Source organism: Ewingella americana (assembly GCF_006438725.1).
GTDB classification, from domain to species: domain Bacteria; phylum Pseudomonadota; class Gammaproteobacteria; order Enterobacterales; family Enterobacteriaceae; genus Ewingella; species Ewingella americana_A.
Map to the genome: position 1 here is coordinate 88,614 of NZ_RCZD01000015.1, position 16,664 is coordinate 105,277.

At 53.5% G+C, this 16,664-nt stretch carries 13 protein-coding genes; 5 read left to right on the forward strand and 8 right to left on the reverse strand.

The genetic code is table 11. From position 1 onward, the window contains the following. The first annotated feature begins 29 nt into the window (after positions 1-29). Positions 30-2,003 (forward strand): RNA-binding domain-containing protein, encoded by a 1,974-nt coding sequence (locus EAH77_RS21715; RefSeq protein WP_140474995.1) that lies wholly within the window; start codon positions 30-32, stop codon positions 2,001-2,003. A gap of 19 nt (positions 2,004-2,022) precedes the next feature. Here the strand turns inward: EAH77_RS21715 and EAH77_RS21720 are convergent, their stop codons facing one another. Then, on the reverse strand, positions 2,023-3,018 hold the full coding sequence (locus tag EAH77_RS21720) for an acyltransferase (RefSeq protein ID WP_140474997.1): 996 nt from the start codon (positions 3,016-3,018) through the stop codon (positions 2,023-2,025). Next, a complete protein-coding gene (locus tag EAH77_RS21725) occupies positions 3,015-3,224 on the reverse strand; it encodes a hypothetical protein (RefSeq protein WP_140474999.1) in 210 nt (69 codons plus the stop codon). The genes EAH77_RS21720 and EAH77_RS21725 overlap by 4 nt, the downstream gene beginning before the upstream one ends. A gap of 32 nt (positions 3,225-3,256) precedes the next feature. Between EAH77_RS21725 and EAH77_RS21730 the strand changes: the two genes are divergently transcribed. Then, entirely contained in the window at positions 3,257-4,495 is a 1,239-nt protein-coding gene (locus tag EAH77_RS21730) for an MFS transporter (RefSeq protein ID WP_140475001.1), read from the forward strand. A 159-nt stretch (positions 4,496-4,654) separates the two neighbouring features. Here EAH77_RS21730 and exaC read toward each other — a convergent pair whose 3' ends face one another. From exaC to fdnG, 6 genes are all read right to left on the reverse strand, one after another. Further along, complete coding sequence (gene exaC, locus EAH77_RS21735; protein ID WP_140475003.1) at positions 4,655-6,193, reverse strand: acetaldehyde dehydrogenase ExaC; 1,539 nt, start codon at positions 6,191-6,193, stop codon at positions 4,655-4,657. Positions 6,194-6,356: 163 nt separating this feature from the next. Further along, positions 6,357-6,962 carry a glutathione S-transferase gene (locus EAH77_RS21740; protein WP_140475005.1) on the reverse strand — a complete coding sequence of 202 codons (606 nt, stop codon included), beginning with the start codon at positions 6,960-6,962 and terminating at the stop codon, positions 6,357-6,359. A gap of 85 nt (positions 6,963-7,047) precedes the next feature. Further along, complete coding sequence (gene fdhE / locus EAH77_RS21745) at positions 7,048-7,977, reverse strand: formate dehydrogenase accessory protein FdhE (RefSeq protein WP_140475007.1); 930 nt, start codon at positions 7,975-7,977, stop codon at positions 7,048-7,050. Then, positions 7,974-8,630 carry a formate dehydrogenase cytochrome b556 subunit gene (gene fdoI / locus EAH77_RS21750; RefSeq protein WP_140475009.1) on the reverse strand — a complete coding sequence of 219 codons (657 nt, stop codon included), beginning with the start codon at positions 8,628-8,630 and terminating at the stop codon, positions 7,974-7,976. The genes fdhE and fdoI overlap by 4 nt, the downstream gene beginning before the upstream one ends. Next, positions 8,627-9,520 carry a formate dehydrogenase subunit beta gene (gene fdxH, locus EAH77_RS21755; RefSeq protein ID WP_140475011.1) on the reverse strand — a complete coding sequence of 298 codons (894 nt, stop codon included), beginning with the start codon at positions 9,518-9,520 and terminating at the stop codon, positions 8,627-8,629. Before fdxH ends, fdoI begins: the two co-directional genes overlap by 4 nt. A 12-nt stretch (positions 9,521-9,532) precedes the next feature. After that, on the reverse strand, positions 9,533-12,580 hold the full coding sequence (gene fdnG / locus EAH77_RS21760; protein ID WP_140475013.1) for a formate dehydrogenase-N subunit alpha: 3,048 nt from the start codon (positions 12,578-12,580) through the stop codon (positions 9,533-9,535). A 140-nt stretch (positions 12,581-12,720) separates the two neighbouring features. Here fdnG and fdhD point away from each other — a divergent pair, with 140 nt between their 5' ends. The 3 genes from fdhD (at position 12,721) to EAH77_RS21775 (ending at position 16,580) form a co-directional block, all read left to right on the forward strand. Beyond that, on the forward strand, positions 12,721-13,566 hold the full coding sequence (fdhD, locus tag EAH77_RS21765) for a formate dehydrogenase accessory sulfurtransferase FdhD (RefSeq protein ID WP_140475015.1): 846 nt from the start codon (positions 12,721-12,723) through the stop codon (positions 13,564-13,566). A gap of 218 nt (positions 13,567-13,784) precedes the next feature. Beyond that, positions 13,785-14,405: a superoxide dismutase [Mn] gene (sodA, locus tag EAH77_RS21770; protein ID WP_140475017.1), complete on the forward strand. Its 621-nt coding sequence runs from the start codon at positions 13,785-13,787 to the stop codon at positions 14,403-14,405. 228 nt (positions 14,406-14,633) lie between these two features. Continuing rightward, positions 14,634-16,580, forward strand: coding sequence for a methyl-accepting chemotaxis protein (locus tag EAH77_RS21775; protein WP_140475019.1), 1,947 nt, complete (start codon positions 14,634-14,636; stop codon positions 16,578-16,580). Positions 16,581-16,664 lie beyond the last annotated feature (84 nt).

The window sequence follows — 16,664 nt, forward strand, 5'->3', positions numbered from 1 at the left end:
TAATCTCAACATAACCTCAGGAAGATCTGATGTTTAAAATAACGGACTTAATAGACTTACAAACCCTTTCAGAGTCTGTTGAGTTAGAATTTAAACAAGCACAGGGACAGGACGGTCAGGGAAAGCTGCCTCAGGATTTTTGGCCCACTTACAGCGCAATGGCCAATACTCGTGGCGGGTATGTTGTTCTGGGGGTAAAGGAAAAACAGGGACAATTCATACCAGTAGGTATTAATGATCCAGAAAAAATAAAAAAAGAGTTGTTCAATAATCTTAATAATCAAAATCTGGTAAGTGTAAATATCATCACTGATGCAGATGTTCAAACAAGCTTTCTGAATAATAAACTTATCCTTGTGATTCATGTACCCACCGCATCCAGACATCAAAAGCCCGTTTTCTTGAAAAAAAATCCACTTGAGCAGACTTATATCCGGCTTCATGAAGGCGATCGGCATTGTTCTCAGGAACAAGTTAAACGGATGCTCGCTGAGCAGGTAGAAGATAGTCGGGATGATAAAATTCTTGCTGGCTTTGATTTGAATGATATTGAGCAAGAAAGTCTTAATGCCTACAAGCAACTATTGGCTATCGCCAAGCCCCAGCATCCTTGGCTAGAACTTAATAATTTTGACCTCATGACGAAAATTGGCGGATTTCGTAAAGATCGTCAATCGGGGGTTGAAGGTATGACCCTTGCAGGCATTTTGATGTTTGGTAATTGGCAAGCTATTCAAGATGCTGTTCCCAATTATTTTGTAGACTACCAGGAAAGACCTGAAGCAAAAACAGAGCTTCGTTGGGTCGACCGGTTGTGTCCTGATGGAACTTGGTCAGGAAATATCTTCGATTTCTACCGGCGTGCCTACCGTAAGTTAACAACAGATCTGAAGGTGCCTTTCCAAATAAAAGATGGTGTCCGTCAGGACGATACATTGATCCATGTCGCATTACGTGAAGCACTCGTTAATACGCTCGTTCACGCAGATTTTACTGGCCGCGCATCTATTTTGATTGTAAAACGCCCAGATATGTTTGGTTTTCGCAATCCTGGACTGATGAGAATCCCGCCAGAAATAGCCATTAAAGGTGGGGAGAGTGATTGTCGTAATCGGCGTATGCATCAAATGTTTTTAAATATTGGCGCTGGGGAACGCGCAGGCTCCGGTATCCCCAAAATTTACAGTGGCTGGCAATCAGCAAACTGGCGAACGCCCAAGTTATATGAAAAGACCGATCATACAGAGCAAACGTTACTCGAATTATCGACTGCAAGCCTAATACCCGAGTACATTTCAATACAATTACACCTGTTATTTGGTGCTAGCTTTGATGCACTCGATGACTTCGAGCGGATGATCGTCACTACCGCTGCAATTGAAGGTTGGGTCAATCATCAAAGAGCCTGCCAGCTAACCAGTAAGCATTCTCGAGATGTAACTCTTGCTCTCCCACGCTTAGAGTCAAGAGGTTTTCTGGTTGCAAGCGGGGAGCGTAAAGATAAATCCTACAGCTTGCCGGGTATGGAACAACCACCCTCCCCTGAAGATGTTTTTTCCAATGCGTTGAGTTCGCCTACAGACTTAACGCATAGCGAAGACAACTTAACGCATAGCGAAGATAACTTAACGCATAGCGAAGACAACTTAACGCATAGTGCAGATGAACATCGCGATCCTGAAGGTCGATTTATCAGTCCTTTACTCGATCGACCTTTTGTTGATCAACTTGAAACTTTGGATCCGGATTTCCAAAATCAGTTATTAACATTTGCAAAACCAGCAAATCAAAAGAAAAGATTAACGAATGACGAAATGCGTGATGTGATTATTAAATTGTGTAAAGACCACTTCATTGCTATCTCGGTTTTAAGTGAGTTAACAAATCGAACCTCACAAAATATCAGGCAAAGCCATCTAAAACCCATGGTCGAAAAGGGGGAGCTAAAATTAGCATTCCCAAATAAGCCCAACTCACCGAAACAGGGTTATTCGGTGAAATGATTTTTATGGGTTGTGATGCTTAACTCACCCATCTTCTCCGGTCCACTTTTCCCAGTAATATCGCCAGCACCAGACTGCCGAACAGGCCGCAGGTAAAGAGGAAAGCGATGTTGAGCAGCGGCCACTGCAGGAAGCCGATATGCGCGGCGCGCAGCCCGATGACGATCAGCGCGTGAAAACCGTAAATCGCCAGAGAGTGGCGGGAGATCAGCGCTAATCCCGGCAAAACAGGCCCAGATAAGGTGTTTTTAAAGACGACATACAGTGACATGGCCGAGATAAACACCAGCGGGCCACAGTAGACGTAGAAGGTATCGGCGAAGTTCTGATTAATCAGCGACTGATAGCGGGTGCCCCACGCGATAAAAAGCGTGCTGAGGATAAACAGGGCAGATGCCATCGCCGTCACGCCGGTTTTTTGCGTATTCATCACGCCAATGGCACGCCCCATCAGCGCATAGAGCAGATAATAGAAGGTATCGCCGCTAATATAGAGATCCAGGGGTAAAAGGTGGAATCCCTGCCAGGACAGCACCGGCAACTGTGGGTTAGCCAACACGCCGAGAAGAATCCCCGCGATCAACAGATACCCCCCCGACATCGCTTTCACCTTAATAAGCGGTGACAGCAGGTAAATCACCACAATCGCATAAAAAAACCAAAGGTGATAAAACACCGGTTTTTGCAAGATATGTTTCAAAGATGGCCAAAAACCGATGTTTGTCAGGCTATAGATATAAATCAGCGATACCACGCTGTAAAACAACAGACATAATCCGATGCGCAAAAAATGGCGTTTGGTGGCACTTTTTTCACCAAAAAACAGATAACCGGAAATCATAAAGAACAGCGGAACACTGACCCGTGAAGCGGAGTTGAGCAAATTGGCTACCGCCCATTCCATCTCGTGGATCGCCGGGAAGTTCACCACCTGCACAGTGCTGGCGTGGATCATCACCACCATCATGCAGGCCACTGCCCGCAGGTTATCTATCCAGCTGATTTTTTGGCTCATTCCGCGCAAATTCCTTCCTGTTGATGTGCAGTTCGCAGCGTAGCCAGCTTTTGGAGGGCTAACAAGGCAAAAGTACTATTCTCAGATTGTGCTGAACGTGAATCGGGTGATTGCACTGCGCTTAAAAAATCGGCAAAATAGCCGCCATTACTGCCTCCGCTTGCGTTACCCGCCCGGACAGTCCCTATTTTCTTGCTAATTTTCATGCAATTAGCCTTACGTCTGTGAAATAACAACCATGCATAATTCTCCAAATACTGCGTCCCTTTTGGGCCGTCGGGCACTGCTGTTCCCTCTGTGCCTGGTGCTTTTCGAATTCGCCACCTATATCGGCAATGATATGATCCAGCCCGGTATGCTGGCCGTGGTCGCGGGTTTTAACGCCGGTGAAGAGTGGGTGCCGACCTCAATGACGGCCTATCTGGCAGGCGGTATGTTCCTGCAATGGCTGCTGGGGCCGCTGTCCGACCGCCGTGGTCGCCGTCCGGTGATGCTGGTCGGCGTAGGCTTTTTCATCGTCACCTGTCTGGCAATTTTGTTCGCGCAAAACATCGAACAATTCATGGTGATGCGCTTCCTGCAAGGCATCAGTCTGTGCTTTATCGGTGCGGTGGGTTACGCGGCGATTCAGGAGTCTTTCGAAGAGTCGGTGTGTATTAAAATCACCGCGATGATGGCCAACGTGGCACTGATCGCACCGCTGCTTGGGCCGCTGGCCGGTGCCGCGCTGGTGCAGTTCGCGCCGTGGGAAACCATGTTCGTGCTGTTCGCCGTTCTGGCCGCGATTGCCTTCTGGGGCTTGTGGAAATCCATGCCAGAAACCGCCTCGCGCCTTGGCGAAGCCTTCTCGATGAAAAGCCTGTGGAAAGATTATAAAGAGGTGCTGAAAAACCGGCAGTTCCTGTGTGGCGCCCTGGCGATTGGTTTTGCCAGCCTGCCGCTGCTGGCATGGATTGCGCAGTCGCCGGTGATTTTGATCAGCGGCGAAGGTTTGCCGCCGTTCGAGTACGGTCTGTTGCAGGTGCCGATTTTTGGCGCACTGATTGTCGGTAACGTGACGCTGGCGAAGCTGACCGGTAAACGCAGCGTCGAGCAGCTCATCAAACTCGGCGCAGGCCCGATGGTGCTCGGCTTAGTGATCGCCGCAGCAGCGACACTGCTTTCCGGCCATGCCTATCTGTGGATGACCGCCGGACTGAGTTTCTATGCTTTCGGTATTGGCGTGGCGAACGCCGGTCTGTACCGCCTGACGCTGTTCTCCAGCACCATGAGTAAAGGCACGGTTTCCGCCGCAATGGGCATGATCAGCATGATGGTGTTCACATTAGGTATTGAACTGGCGAAAGTGGCTTACGTCGCGGGTGGCAGCGGGTTGTTCAATCTGTTCAACCTGATCAGCGGCCTGTGCTGGCTGGCGCTGGTGGCGGTCTTTATCCGCCGCCGTCAGGTGTTTGTGGCCCCAAATAACGCGGCCTGATAATAAAAAGCCAATAACACCCAAGTAAGGGGCGTTATTGGCAGATAGCAGAACTCCTGGCGCAGCGAGTTTCAGTGCGGACAGCGCGCAGCACCCGGAGCCGTACTTAACGTACGTGAGGAGTGTGAGCACTGCCCAAGCTGAAAATCGCAAGCAGACTCAGAAAAGGCCCATCGGTTTATCTGAATAACTCACTAACAGACACTTGGTTTGCTGATAGTGATCCAGCATCATCTTGTGCGTTTCCCGCCCGAGACCTGACTGTTTGTAACCGCCGAAGGCCGCGTGAGCCGGGTAGGCGTGGTAACAGTTGGTCCATACGCGACCGGCCTGCAGGTTACGCCCCATGTGATAGGCCACGTTGCCGTCGCGGCTCCAGACGCCCGCCCCCAGCCCATAAGCCGTATCATTAGCGATCTCCAGCGCTTCCTTCATATCTTTAAACGTCGTCACAGCCAGTACCGGCCCGAAGATCTCCTCCTGGAATACCCGCATATTGTTTTTGCCCAGCAGGATGGTCGGTTGCAGGTAGTAGCCTTCGTTGAGCGCCCCTTCCAGTTTTTTCTTCGCGCCACCGGTCAATACCTGTGCACCCTCTTTTTTACCGATTTCGATGTAATCGAGAATGGTTTTCATCTGCCCGGCAGAGACCTGTGCCCCCATCTGGGTTTCAGCATCCAGCGGGTTACCCGTTTTGATGGCTTCAACACGTTTGATAGCTCTTTCCATAAAGCGTTCGTAAATCGATTCCTGCACCAGTGCGCGGCTCGGGCAAGTACAGACCTCGCCCTGATTGAAGGCAAACAAGGCAAAACCTTCCAGCGCTTTGTCGAAGAAGGAGTCCTCTTTATCCATCACATCGGCGAAGAAGATATTCGGTGATTTACCCCCCAGCTCCAGCGTGGCGGGGATCAGGTTCTGCGCTGCATAACCCGCAATCTGCTGGCCGACTTCGGTCGAGCCGGTAAAGGCCACTTTGGCGATGCGTTTTGAGGTCGCCAGATATTCGCCAATCTCACCACCCGCGCCGTTGACGACGTTGATGACGCCCGGTGGCAGAATATCTTTCACCAGATCCATCAGCAGCAGCACCGACAGAGGTGTCAATTTAGCCGGTTTGAGCACAACACAGTTACCCGCAGCCAGCGCCGGCGCCATTTTCCAGCAGGCCATCAGCAGCGGGAAGTTCCACGGGATAATTTGCGCCACCACGCCCAAGGGTTCATGGAAATGATAGGCCACGGTTTCGCTGTCGATTTCACTGATCCCGCCCTCCTGGGCGCGAACGCAGGCAGCGAAGTAACGGAAATGGTCAATGGCGAGCGGCACATCGGCCCCCGTGGTTTCACGGATCGGCTTGCCGTTGTCCCAGGTTTCAGCGTTAGCCAGCAATTCGAGATTCTGCTCCATCCGGTCGGCTACGCGGTTCAGAATATTGGCGCGCTCCTGCACTGAGCGTTTGCCCCATGCAGCTTTCGCGTCGTGCGCGGCGTCCAATGCCAGTTCAACATCTTCCTTGCTGGAACTCGCCACTTCACACAAAGCTTCGCCAGTGATCGGCGTCAAGTTGGAATAATATTGTCCTTTCACCGGCGCGACCCATTCGCCGCCGATAAAGTTATCGTAGCGTTTTTGTAGTTTTAGTGGGAAACCATACTCTTCCGGTTTAACGGCCTGAGGGTTTTTGTCATAAGCCATGATAATGATCCTTATGCTGCATCGGTCGTAGGGGAACAAAGAAAGCTGTGCGCTGCATAGAGAGCATAGGCGTTAGAAAGATAACTGGCGGAATGTAAAGAGAACTCTTCGAGTCGCCTCACAACTTTTCAGAGGGAGGCACACGGGATAATAAGTCTGGCGATTATGCTGGCGTAGTTTGGGCAAAACTTTCGCGTTGGAACAGGCGCTCCACCAGCGATATCAGGGTCGGATGTTCGACACACCAGCCAGGAGCCACGCGGCGAAAATTGAGATAACCGATGCAACAGGCAACGGCGATATCAGCCACGTTGAGGCTTTCACCGTTAAGCAGAGTGCGGTTTTTGGCGTGTTGTTCGAGGGTGTGGAGACCACGCAGCAACTTCTCGCGCTGACGGATAACCCACTCTTCATTGCGTTTATCGGCGTCGCGTTTGCTCTCCAGCACCAGCGCCACGGCGGCGTCGGTGACGCCATCAGCCAGCGCTTCGATTTGCCTCACGCGCAGGGCTTCCAGCGGCTGCCACGGCAGCAGTGTCGGGGAGACATTCAGTAATTCGATAAACTGGACGATGATCGGTGAGTCAAAAAATACCTCGCCTTCGTCGGTGACCAGCGCCGGGACTTTTCCCAGCGGATTAAATTGCGTGACCTTGCTTCCCGCGTTGGCGGGAGGGTCATTGACGAAATCAAACGCGATGCCCTTTTCCAGCAGCATCACGGATATTTTGCGTACATAAGGACTGGTGTAGCTGCCGATCAACTTCATCAAAGCCTCCGTCTCTTTCCAAAGCCTTGTTTAAAGCTAGCAGCCACGAACCGTTTTACCAGCCGGGGCTGCTCACTTTAAGACTTTACGAGGCCGGGAAGAGGAACGGATTGAGGCTGCTGCTGGCGAAGCCTTTTTCTTCCATCCGCTGGTCGAGCCATAGCGAGGCGAGATCGTCGGCCACCGCGTCGGCCTGCGGATCCTGCTCCTGATAGATGATTTTCAGGTAGGAGCCGCAGTCGTCGCAGCTTTCGGCTTTTACCACGGTTTTTTCGCTGTTGGTCGAGCCATCATCGAGGGACCAGTAGTGCAGTTTTTCCATCTCTTCACAGTTGCTGCACTTGGCGCGCACCACGTGCCATTCGGTTTCACACAGGCTGCAATGCAGGTAACGCAGACCGGTAATTGCGCCCAGCGTCACCACACCGGAGACCGGCAGGCTGGCACAAACCGGGCAGAACTGGCGGTTTTCGCCGTACTCCGCACGGCCAACGCCACGAAGCTGTGCCGCCATTTGCATCCAGTAAAGCGATAACGCGGCCCAGATAAACGGCGCGTTGTCGGCGGGAACGTGTTTGAAATCTTGATTCAGCAGATGCGTCGCCATCATTTCGCGTTGCAGATTCGGCGAATGTTCAAGGCGCTCCAGCACCAGACGCACCGGTTCAGACGCACCCGGTTTAAGCGCCGCAATCAGCGCATCGAGCAGCGCCAGCCAGTGCGGCGTACGCGGAAACAAAGCGTAGTCGAGTGGCGGCTTTCCGGCAGCTTTCTGCAACTCTTCGCTGAGATCGATATTCAGCGGGAATTCGTCCAGCACCCGTTGCTGTGCATCGCAAATCGACGCTGAAAAGTTCAGATACGCGCCCAGCGGGTTTTTCTCTGCCAGCTGGCGCAGCCGCTCAGCACGGCGCTGATAAAGGATTTTCAGGTTAGCGAACAGCACCGGCGGGATGTTCCCCGCCGTTTTTTTGCCGTCGGCCAGTTCGTCTTGCGGGACAATCTGGATGCTCATCCGGCTTTCCTCTGGTTTTGTTCTTTCTTCTGCTGCTGCTTAGCCAGCACCTCACGATACCAGCGCGGGTGGTGATATTTCGCCCATGACGCTGGCACCTTGCCATGCGTCATCGCCGTAATTGAGCCTTTTGCCCAGGTCGCCGCGTAGACGTGCATGATGATCACCAAAATCAGACCGACACCGGCCAGAGAGTGCACCAGCAATGCCAGGCGGATCAGCGGGATCGGGAAGAAATCGGCAAACCACGGACGCCAGATGATCACGCCGCTCGCCATCAGCAAGACCAGACAACTGATGGCTGCCCAGAACACGCATTTCTGGCCAAAGTTGTAGCGTCCGGTATCGCCGACTTCATGATTTGTCAGCACTTTGCCGATATTCTTCGCCCACACCAGATCATTTTTTTCCGGCAGGTTGTGCTTCCAGTAGCGAAAGAACATGCCAAGGAAAGAGACGAACATCACCACGCCAAAGAACGGGTGGAGAATGCGCGCCATTTGCGGTGTGCCGAAAATATTCATCAGCCAGTTAAACGACGGAAAAAAGAAGCCCAGCCCGCTGAGCGCGAGAGTCACAAAGCAAAAAGCCACGATCCAGTGATTGAGGCGTTCCGGCAGGCTATAACGCGGGATCAATTTCTCTTTTTTCATGGGTGTGTCTCCTCATCATCATGTTCTTCTTCCTCTTTCACGTAGTTCGGCCCCACACCCAGGAAGTGGAATGCGCTGGCCGCAAAGGTCGCGGCGAAGCCGATGGCGGCCAGCGGTTTCCAGATACCTTTCCATAACGTGATGGTCGGACTGATGGCCGGGTCTTTCGGCAGACCGTGGTACAGCTCGGGTTTGTCGGCATGGTGCAACACGTACATCACGTGTGTACCGCCGACGCCCTGCGGGTCGTACAATCCAGCGTGATCAAAACCGCGCCCTTGCAGTTCGCTGACGCGTTCGGCCGCCAGGTCCTTCATGGCGTCTTTGGTACCGAAATGAATCGCGCCAGTCGGGCAGGTTTTGACACAGGCCGGTTCCTGGCCGACGCTCACGCGATCCACGCACAGCGTGCATTTGTAGGCACGGTTATCCTGCGGGTTAATGCGCGGCACGTTGAACGGGCAACCGGCGATACAGTAACCGCAGCCGATGCAGTGTTCCGACTGAAAATCGACGATACCGTTGGCGTACTGAATAATCGCCCCTTCCGCCGGGCAGGCTTTCAGGCAGCCCGGATCGGCGCAGTGCATGCAGCCGTCTTTGCGGATCAACCACTCCAGTTTGCCGTTCTCTTCGACCTCGGAAAAACGCATCACCGTCCAGGATTTGGCGGTCAAATCCATCGGATTGTCATACACACCGGTGTTGTGGCCGACCTCATCGCGCAGGTCATTCCATTCAGAACAGGCCACCTGACAACCTTTGCAACCGATACAGGTGGTGACGTCAATCAGCTTCGCCACCTCCTGCTGATGGTCGCGGGCGCGCGGCGCGGGGGTAAAACCGTTAGTTGCGGACTTACGAAGTATGTCCTGAGATTGCATTGCCATAATTCGTCTCCCTTACGCCTTTTCCAGATTGACCAGAAACGCCTTAAATTCAGGCGTTTGCGAGTTGGCATCACCCACCGATGGCGTCAGCGTATTCGCCAGGAAGCCTTTGCGGGTTTCCCCCTCAAAACCCCAGTGACAGGGAATCCCGATGGTGTCGACCGGTTTGCCATCAATGGTTAAGGTCTTGATTCGCTTGGTCACCACCGCTTTGGCCAAAATATAGCCGCGTTTGGACGAGACTTTGACGCTGTCGCCCGCCGCAATATTTTTGGCTTTCGCCAGCGCTTCGCCGATCTCAACAAATTGCTCAGGCTGGGCAATGGCGTTGAGCAGCGCGTGCTTGGTCCAGTGGCGGAACAGCTCGGTGATCGAATAGGTGGTGGCGACATACGGGAAGTCCGCCGCCGTGCCCATGTTCGGCAGGTCGCTGGCAAAAATGCGCGCCACCGGGTTGGAAATCACGTTCGGATGCAACGGGTTGGTGCCGATCGGCGTTTCAATCGGTTCGTAGTGTTCCGGGAATGGGCCGTCGGCCATTTTATCGACAGCGAACAGACGCCCCATCCCTTCGGGCTGCATGATAAACGGCCCGACACCGCTGCCCGGTGCGGCGTTGCTGTAGTCGGCCACATCAAAACCGGCCCACTTCGCGCCATCCCAACGGATGATTTCGCGTTTCGGGTCCCACGGCTGGCCCTGCGGGTCCACCGAGGCGCGGTTATACAGAATTCGGCGGTTGAGTGGCCACGACCAGGCCCAACCGGAGGTACAACCGAGGCCAGACGGATCGGCGTTGTCCCGCCGTGACATTTGGTTACCGGCTTCGGTCCAACTGCCGGTATACACCCAGCAGAAGCTGGCAGTGCTGCCGTCGTTTTTCAGGTGCGCAAAGGTGGAGAGCTGCTGGCCCTTTTTCGCCACAATATTGCCTTGCGGATCGGTAATATCCGCCAGCGCTTTGCCGTTGGCTTCGCGGGCGATCTCTTCCGGCAGCGGGTCGAGCGGGTCCTGATAGTCCCAGGCCATATTCAGCACTGGCAGCGGATTGGCACCGCCCTCTTTCTGATACAGCTCGCGCACTTTCATAAACAAACGGGCGATGATTTTCGCGTCATGCAGCGCTTCACCCGGCGGCTCTGCCGCCTGGAAATGCCATTGCAGCCAGCGCCCGGAGTTAACAATCGAGCCATTCTCTTCGGCAAAACAGGATGACGGCAGGCGGAAGACTTCGGTCTGAATATCGGCGGTATTGACGTCGTTCATCGCGCCGTGGTTCTGCCAGAAGTTGGAGGACTCGGTCACCAGCGGGTCAATCACTACCATATATTTCAGTTTAGAGAAGGCACGCGAGGATTTGTTCTTGTCCGGGAACGCCGCCAGCGGGTTGAAGCCCTGCACGATGTAACCGTGCATTTTGCCCTGGGACATCAGCTCGGCCTGTTGCATCACATCGTAGCTTTTGTCCCACTTCGGCAGCCAGTCGTAGCCCCAGTCGTTACTCGCCTGCGCGTGATCGCCCCAGAAACTTTTCATCATACTGACGAAGAAATTCGGCGTGTTTTTCCAGAAATTCACCTGCCCGTCGAGCAGCGCCGTTGGCGTGATCTCTTTGAGATATTGGGTCAGCGACGTCTGTTTTTCGGAAGGTAAACCGATGTACCCCGGCAGGTTCAGCGACAGCAAACCAAGATCGGTATAGCCCTGAATATTCGAGTGTCCGCGCAGCGCATTAACGCCGCCGCCCGGCATACCGATGTTGCCGAGCAGCAACTGAATCATCGCCGCACAGCGGATCATTTGTGCGCCGCCGGTGTGGTGGGTCCAGCCCAGCGCATAAAGAATGGTCGAGGTTTTATCGCGCACACAGGTTTCGGCCAGAATCGAGCTTATCAGCAGGAAATCCTCTTTCGAGGTGCCGCACAGACGTTCGACCAACTCCGGCGTATAACGGGAGACGTGCGTTTTCAGCAAATTCCAGACACAGCGCGGGTCTTGCAGGGTTTTGTCTTGTTTGGCGAAACCATTTTCATCCAGCTGATAGTGCCAGCTCTCTTTGTTATAGGTTTTTTTCGCCGCATCAAAACCACTGAACAGACCGTCGTTAAAGGCGAAATCTTCCCGCACCAGCAGGCTGGCGTTGGTGTATTCGCGCACATAATCGTGCTGAATTTTATCGTGGGTGATCAGATAATTGATCATGCCGAGCAGGAAAACAGCATCGGAACCGGCGCGGATCGGTGCGTAGATGTCGGCGACGGCGGCGCTGCGGTTAAAACGCGGATCGACCACGATGACTTTAGCGTTATTTTTGGTTTTTGCTTCGATCACCCATTTGAACCCAACCGGGTGCGCTTCTGCCGCATTGCCGCCCATGATTAAAATCACGTTGGCGTTTTTGATGTCCACCCAGTTGTTGGTCATCGCACCGCGACCAAAACTTGGTGCCAGCGCTGAGACGGTCGGACCGTGGCACAGGCGCGCCTGACAGTCGATCGCCAGCATGCCCATCGCGCGGGTGAATTTTTGATCCAGCAGGCCGGTTTCGTTACTGGCCGCCGACGAACAGAGCATCCCGGTGGTCAGCCAGCGGTTGACGGTGACGTTGTTGTCGTTCTTTTCGACGAAGTTGGCGTCACGGTCATCTTTCATCAGGCGGGCAATACGGGAAATCGCCTCGTCCCAACTGATGCGCTGCCACTTATCCGAGCCTGCTGCACGGTATTCCGGGTGGGTCAGGCGGTTTTTGCTGTGGATGTAATCCAGCACGCCCGCCCCTTTAGGGCACAAGGACCCACGGCTCACCGGATGGTCCGGATCGCCTTCGATATGGAAGATATTCTCGGTGACATTTTTAGCACCATCGCCCTGGCTGTAAATCAAAATGCCGCAGCCGACCGAACAATAGGTGCAGTTGTTGCGGGTTTCCCGTGAGCGGAGCAACTTATATTGGCGGGTCTCCGCCAGCGCCAGCGACGGCGCAAAACCTAATAATGTCGCGGTGGTACCTGCCATACCGCCCGCGCAGATCTTAAATAACTGCCTTCTGCTGACCTGCATGAAAGACTCCTTCCAATCATTAACACATTGCATTCACATTGACGCTTTCCCCGCCGTGGCGAGAGGCGCTAAAATAGTGGCCTAAAACCGGATTGTAATTGTGGTCTATTGTAACCGGAATGTTTATAAGGTTATTGCCAATGGATGTCCATCACGTAAACGAGTTTGACGAAAAAGATGACCAAAAAGTGACGCAGATCATCGGCGCTACCCGCAAAAAGGTGATGCAGCGCGGACATCTCAATGAGCCGCAGGATGACTGGATTGCCGAAGAAGTCCCGGTCGCGCTGGTCTACAACGGCATCTCACATGTGGTGATGATGGCATCGCCGAAAGAGCTCGACGCTTTCGCGCTGGGGTTTTCGCTGTCGGAGGGGATCATCGAATCGGTTGCTGATATTTATGGCATCGATGTGTCATCCAACTGCAACGGCATAGAAGTGAACATCGAGTTATCCGCCCGCCGCTTTGCCGGGCTAAAAGAACGCCGCCGCGCCATGGCAGGACGTACGGGCTGCGGTGTTTGTGGCATCGAGCAGCTTGGCGATCTCTTCCGTCCACTCGCGCCGCTGCCGTTCACACAGACTTTCGATTTGTCGAACCTGGATAGCGCACTGCATCAGCTGAAATCAGTCCAGACCATCGGCCAACTGACCGGCTGTACGCACGCCGCCGCGTGGATCACACCAGAAGGGACATTACCCGGTGGCTGCGAAGACGTTGGCCGCCACGTCGCGCTGGATAAAATGCTTGGTCTGCGCGCTAAACGCCCCGACTGGCACACCGGCGCAGCGCTGGTGTCCAGCCGCGCCAGTTATGAAATGGTGCAGAAGGCCGCGATGTGCGGCGTCGAAATCCTGTTTGCCGTCTCCGCCGCAACCCAGCTGGCCGTAGACGTGGCCGAAAAATGCAATCTGACGCTGGTCGGTTTCAGCAAACCCGGCCGGGCGACGGTGTATACGCATCCGCAGCGGTTGAAAGGGTAAATATTGCGGCAGAATGGTCCGAATCTGGCCTTAGACCGTTTGCAGCAAGGCTTAGTTAATCTCGCTCTAAGCCCCGAATAACAGCATCTTACAAATACCCGCACAAAGTGCGGAGCATAGATAATCATTTTCAATATCATTTAATTAACTATAATGATCCAACTGATTACGCGGTGCTCACAATGACGGTGCCGCCCTACACTATGGAGACGATGAACATGAGTTATTCACTGCCATCACTGCCTTACGCATACGACGCGCTCGAACCGCACTTCGACAAAGAAACGATGGAAATCCATCACACCAAACATCACCAGGCCTACGTTAACAATGCTAACGCTGCACTGGAAAGCCTGCCAGAACTGGCAAAACTGTCCGTTGAAGAACTGATCGCTAACCTCGATAAAGTTCCGGCTGACAAGAAAGTGGCTCTGCGTAACAACGCAGGCGGCCATGCTAACCACAGCCTGTTCTGGAAAGGCCTGAAAATCGGTACCACCCTGCAGGGCGACCTGAAAGCAGCTATCGAACGCGATTTCGGCAGCGTTGACGCTTTCAAAGAAACCTTTGAGAAAGCAGCAACGACCCGTTTCGGCTCAGGCTGGGCGTGGCTGGTTCTGAAAGACGGCAAACTGGCCGTAGTTTCTACTGCTAACCAAGACAGCCCGTTGATGGGCGAAGCCGTTTCTGGCGTTTCCGGTTACCCGTTGCTGGGTCTGGATGTGTGGGAACATGCTTACTACCTGAAATATCAGAACAAACGCCCTGATTACATCAAAGCGTTCTGGGCTGTTGTAAACTGGGACGAAGCAGCAAAACGTCTGGCTGAAGCGAAGTAATTCGCTGCCCCTAACCGGGATTCAGTTGGTACTCTCGGCGGGGTCTTCCCCGCCTTTTTTACGTCCGCTTTTGCCCTTTTTATGCCCCCAGATATCAGACCCCACCCACAGTTCTCAAATAACTCTCCCCACACCCTAAAGTTTGCCCATAGTCCTTCCGATATGCCTTCAACAAGGCTTCACTAAATTTCACCCTTGCTCAACAGGGACGTCGGCGGAGAAACAGTTATGGGAAACGGAACACGTCTGTCACAACGCATTGATAACCTGAAAGTGGGTACGAAACTCGGGTTAGGTTTTGGTTTGGTTCTGATAGTCGCAGTGGTGATTGCCATTGTCGGTATGGTGAAGTTCAAAGACATTAACTATCGTGCCGAAAAAGTCGATTTCAGTAATCAAATGAACACGTTACTGAATGACGCCCGTCTCAGCCGCACGTTGTATCAGCTCAATTACAATCCTGACTATCTGGCTAAAAATCAGCACAGCATCGCTGAATTACAAAAACTTGTCGATTCGTCGAAAGGCCGGCTGGTTTGGGATGCACAAAGTCAGGCCGATCTCGATCAGGTTCCGGTAAAAATTAGAGAGTACAACCAGGCACAGGAAGCGTTTAAAAAAGCGGTGGCTGAAAAAGATACCGTGCGCAAAAGCTGGAACCTGTCGGAAACGGAAGATGCCGTCAGAAGTTTGCAGGAACAGCTGCGGGTAGAAGATGCCAATCCGTCGATCCGCCTTACATTAGCCGAGGTGGTGCAAAAACTGATCAGCGTGCGCTATTACGTGCGCGGGTTGTTGCTGAGCATGGATAAAGAGTCCGAAAGCACGCTGCTGAAAGCCATCGATGATACGCAGGCCAGCGCCACAAGACTCAACGCTCTGCTGCTTCCCAATCAACAGGAGACGCTGGCACCGCTGATGACCGCACTGGCAACCTATAAAAGTCACATTGTGGCCTATATGCCGGCTTACGAGCGTGAACAGCAGAACTCACAGTTGTTGTCAGTAAAAGCCACTGAGATGAACACGCTGGTCAGCAAAATCTTTAAGAACGAGCTGGATAGCACGCATCAGGATATTAGCCGGGCAATGATAATGATGGCGATTATCACCCTGGCAGCGCTGTTTATCGGTGCGCTGATCGCCTGGCGCATTACCCGCCAAATTACCTATCCGCTGCGCGCTACGCTGGCAACAGCCGAGCTGATAGCCAAGGGCGACCTGACGGCAGCACAAACCACCACACGTCGTGATGAGCTGGGGATGCTGATGAATGCGGTGGCCGGGATGAGCCATAACTTACGCAATATGATCTATGAGATCCGCATGGGCGTCAGTCAGGTGTCACACGCCGCCGCCGAGATTGCGGCGGGCAATACCGATTTGTCATCACGAACCGAGCAACAGGCCGCCGCGGTCGAAGAAACCGCCGCCAGCATGGAACAGCTCAGTTCGACGGTGAAACAAAACGCCGAAAACGCCCACCATGCCAGTCAACTGGCGTCGGACGCCTCGAAAACGGCGACACTCGGTGGCAAGCAAGTTAGCGATGTTGTCGTCACCATGCAGCAAATCTCCGGTAGCTCAAAGCGTATTGCCGAAATTACTTCGGTCATCAACGGTATCGCCTTCCAGACCAATATTCTGGCGCTGAATGCCGCCGTTGAAGCCGCGCGGGCGGGTGAACAGGGCCGGGGATTCTCAGTCGTGGCCTCCGAAGTCCGTTCACTGGCGCAGCGCAGCGCACAGGCCGCCAAAGAGATTGAAGGGCTGATTGCCGAGTCGGTTGAGCGGGTGAACAACGGCGCGAAGCTGGTCGAAAATACCGGCCGTACCATGCAGGATATTGTGCAGTCGGTGACTCATGTGCGCGACATTATGGGGGAAATCGCGTCGGCATCGGATGAGCAAAGCCGTGGTATTGCGCAGGTTTCCCAGGCCATTGTCGAGATGGACAGCACCACGCAGCAGAACGCCGCACTGGTGGAACAATCATCGGCGGCGGCAGATTCTCTGGAAGATCAATCCCGCGTACTGACCAAGGCTGTATCAGTATTCCGGCTGTCAGAGAATGACAATGTCCTGGCCTCTGAGATTAAGCGTGCAGCGCCAGCGAAGCTTGCTGCCGTGCCGCGTCCGGCCAGCGAGGAAAAGGGAAACTGGGAGACCTTCTGAGGTCGCCCCTAACCTGTGAGGAAAATGCGCCCCGGTGGCGCATTTTTTTTGCGTCTTTTTAGCATGGTCATTGCAGGTTATGCT

Bases quoted from the DNA above. Each gene is read 5' to 3' on its own strand.
- EAH77_RS21715 (WP_140474995.1), top strand. From the start codon at position 30: ATGTTTAAAATAACGGACTTAATAGACTTACAAACCCTTTCAGAGTCT.
- EAH77_RS21720 (WP_140474997.1), bottom strand. From the start codon at position 3,018: ATGAGCCAAAAAATCAGCTGGATAGATAACCTGCGGGCAGTGGCCTGC.
- EAH77_RS21725 (WP_140474999.1), bottom strand. From the start codon at position 3,224: ATGAAAATTAGCAAGAAAATAGGGACTGTCCGGGCGGGTAACGCAAGC.
- EAH77_RS21730 (WP_140475001.1), top strand. From the start codon at position 3,257: ATGCATAATTCTCCAAATACTGCGTCCCTTTTGGGCCGTCGGGCACTG.
- exaC (WP_140475003.1), bottom strand. From the start codon at position 6,193: ATGGCTTATGACAAAAACCCTCAGGCCGTTAAACCGGAAGAGTATGGT.
- EAH77_RS21740 (WP_140475005.1), bottom strand. From the start codon at position 6,962: ATGAAGTTGATCGGCAGCTACACCAGTCCTTATGTACGCAAAATATCC.
- fdhE (WP_140475007.1), bottom strand. From the start codon at position 7,977: ATGAGCATCCAGATTGTCCCGCAAGACGAACTGGCCGACGGCAAAAAA.
- fdoI (WP_140475009.1), bottom strand. From the start codon at position 8,630: ATGAAAAAAGAGAAATTGATCCCGCGTTATAGCCTGCCGGAACGCCTC.
- fdxH (WP_140475011.1), bottom strand. From the start codon at position 9,520: ATGGCAATGCAATCTCAGGACATACTTCGTAAGTCCGCAACTAACGGT.
- fdnG (WP_140475013.1), bottom strand. From the start codon at position 12,580: ATGCAGGTCAGCAGAAGGCAGTTATTTAAGATCTGCGCGGGCGGTATG.
- fdhD (WP_140475015.1), top strand. From the start codon at position 12,721: ATGGATGTCCATCACGTAAACGAGTTTGACGAAAAAGATGACCAAAAA.
- sodA (WP_140475017.1), top strand. From the start codon at position 13,785: ATGAGTTATTCACTGCCATCACTGCCTTACGCATACGACGCGCTCGAA.
- EAH77_RS21775 (WP_140475019.1), top strand. From the start codon at position 14,634: ATGGGAAACGGAACACGTCTGTCACAACGCATTGATAACCTGAAAGTG.